We start from the raw sequence: 2,939 nt of genomic DNA on the forward strand, positions 1-2,939 counted from the left end.
ATCATCCTGTCAGCACAGCCGACCGAGGTGTCAGCTATCGCACACCCTATGCTGTGGCCTGCTCCTAGGTAATGCTGATTGCCAGGTTCACCGCTCGTTTGCCAGTGAGGGACGACCAGGGAGGAATGCCTATGGCGGGCGAAGCCCTCAAGTCGCCTCCTCACTGGCGTTGCACTTATCTTCCCTCCACCCTCACGGCTGCAGCGCGATGCACAGAATGCCGAAGAAGATAAGCAGGGAGCCAATCAGCTTCTGCCGTCCAAAGGACTCGTGCAAGAGCACAGTGCCCATCACCGCGGCGAAGACAACCGAAAGCTCGCGTGCTGAAGCGATATAACTGACCTCTGTCTGTCTCAGGGCCAAGAGCACAAGTAAGTAGGAGAGCAGAGCCAGAATAGCGGCCAGTATGATACGTGGTGCGTGGGCCTGCCACTCAGCGCGGACCGCTGCCTGCCGGGCCAGAAGCATATAGGGCAACAGATAGAGTGCTGAAAGCACAAAGACGCAATAAATATACGGAAGAGGGGCAGTAGAGAGCAGGCCCACCTTATCGACCGTCGAGTAACCAGCGATGCTTAAACCGCAGAGCACGGCCAGGAGTGCTGCCGGTTCGCGCAGCCGGCGCAGCGGGGCGGTGAGTTCCTGCCAGGCGAAGGCTCGCAGATGGATCACATAGATGCCGGCGACAATCAAAAGAATCCCCAGGCCTCCCACGAGCGACAGGCGCTCACCCAGCACCGTAAGCGCGATGATGGTCACAAACAGCGGGGCGCTACCACGTGCCAGCGGATAGACCAGCGAGAGATCCCCGTAGCGATAAGCCGCCCCCAGCAGCAGATAGTAGGCGGCCTCCAGCGCAGCCGAGAGAGCAATCAGGGGCCAGACATGCAATGGCACAGGCTGATAAAATAGCAGAAACGGAAAGAAGAAGATGAGGCAAGCGGAGCAGATAGCTAACCAGATGAACACCTGCCGGTCCTTGCCCTCTTTCGACAGCAGGTTCCAGCTACTGTGCATGAGGCCAGCACAGACCAGGAGCGCGAGGACCTGGACACTCATGGCTCAGAAAGGCTCCTAGCGGGGCGAAAGATCAGTCTGCTCTGCTTGGCGTGGAGCAGGCATCTAATGGATGCCACTACCAGCGTGAGGGTTGCCCGCAGTCTGCCCTCCGCGCCTCCTGGGGGCTGACCCGCTGTTGCTCCCTCTCGCTATATAGCGATTCGCCCGAATTGGCCAGCACGGCGATCGATAGCTCTCTCTTCCCAAGATCAGAGCCAGGACGGTATCACCAGTATATCCGGTGGGTGCTGTTAAGTCCAGCCTACCAGCGAGCCGGCTGCAAACAGGTTGCAGTGAGTGCCACACCTCTTCTTGACCATTGCTTTTCTATGCTATGCTGTTAACATGCCCTGAAGAGCGATGCCACTCTCCCAATGAGCAGGGTGCCACATCGTCCGTCATCGCATCTCATTTATCTCTCTTGTTTGCTAGCTGATTGCGATTCTGTGGCTTTGAGGAGAAGAAAGTGCCTATGTCGTCGTTGCATTCACAGCATCAACAGCAAGCCCGAATGCTTGAATTCACACGCTCGCATGAGGAGATCAATGCTCTGCTAGGCTATCTGCAGGAGATCTCTGACCTGGCAGCGCTCGGGGCGCTGGCGGCTTGGGACCAGAATACAGCTTTGCCAGAAGAGGCCGGGGATGTGCGTGGCGCCCAGTTGGCAACCTTGCAGGGTGTGCTCCATGAGCGCTGGACCTCGCCCGAGCTGGGGCGCCTGGTGGCCAGGCTGGAGAGTGTCGTTGAGAAAGAGCCATTCACCGATGCCGATCGTGCTCTGGTGCGCGAGGCAAAACGCGAACATGAGAAAGCCACACGCCTGCCTCGCTCACTGGTCGAAGAAATGGCCCGCGTGGAAGCAGCCAGCTTTGAAGCCTGGCGCCGGGCTCGCGAGCAGAATGACTTTGCCAGTTTCGCACCCTGGCTGAGCCGCACGGTGGCCTTGCAGCGCGAGATCGCCGAGCGCTATGGCTATCGCGAGACACGCTACGATGCCTTGCTCGACCTCTTCGAACCCGGACTGACAGTACGCAAGCTCGATGCCCTCTTTGCTCCAGTACGCGAGGTCAGCCTCTCTCTGCTTAAGCGCATTCAAAACAGTGGACATACTATCGATGCCTCGTGTCTCTATGGCCACTTCCCTGTGGCCCAGCAAGACGCGCTTTGTAAGCGCCTGCTAGAGGCCTTGGGCTATGACTTTCAGCGCGGCGGCCTGGCCCATTCGCCACATCCTTTCACTACTAGCTTTGGCAGCCCGCTGGATGTGCGCCTGACCATCCATCCCCAGGAGAACTTTCTCGCCTCGGCAGTCATGGCGGCCATCCATGAGGGAGGCCACGCTCTCTATGAGCAAGGCTGTGCGCCCACCCTCCTACGAACGCCTCTGGCTGGTGGGGCCTCAATGGGGGTGCACGAGTCGCAGTCACGCCTGTGGGAGAATTACATTGGCAGATCCGAGCCGTTCTGGAAAGGCCAGTTTCATCTGCTGCGCGCCGCCTTCCCTGAGCATTTTACAACCATTGATGCTGCAACCTTCTCGCGCGCCCTCAATAAGGTCGAGCCGAGCCTGATCCGTATCGAAGCTGATGAGGTGACCTACAACCTTCACATTATCATCCGCTACGAGTTGGAGCGCGAGCTGATTAACGGCGAGTTGGCTGTCGAATCGCTCCCACGCCTCTGGAATGCCCGTTACCGCGAGTACTTGGGCATCACCCCAGATAGCGATCGCAATGGCGTCTTGCAAGATGTCCATTGGACCAGTGGTTTTGGCTACTTTCCTAGCTATACGCTGGGCAATCTCTATGCAGCGCAAATCTACTACACTCTACTCAAAATCTTTCCAGATTTCAACAATCGGCTTGAGCAAGGAGAAACAT

2 protein-coding genes are annotated in these 2,939 nt (G+C 57.9%); one reads left to right on the top strand and one right to left on the bottom strand.

Annotated features, from left to right (window positions below; all coding sequences use genetic code 11):
- Positions 1-192: 192 nt before the first annotated feature.
- Positions 193-1,059 (bottom strand): EamA family transporter, encoded by an 867-nt coding sequence (locus tag IRZ24_RS18835; RefSeq protein ID WP_297167816.1) that lies wholly within the window; start codon positions 1,057-1,059, stop codon positions 193-195.
- A 472-nt stretch (positions 1,060-1,531) separates the two neighbouring features.
- Here IRZ24_RS18835 and IRZ24_RS18840 point away from each other — a divergent pair.
- A partial coding sequence (locus tag IRZ24_RS18840; protein WP_297167819.1) for a carboxypeptidase M32 occupies positions 1,532-2,939 on the top strand: 1,408 nt, incomplete at its 3' end.

The organism is Thermogemmatispora sp., from assembly GCF_019683755.1.
Lineage (GTDB): Bacteria > Chloroflexota > Ktedonobacteria > Ktedonobacterales > Ktedonobacteraceae > Thermogemmatispora.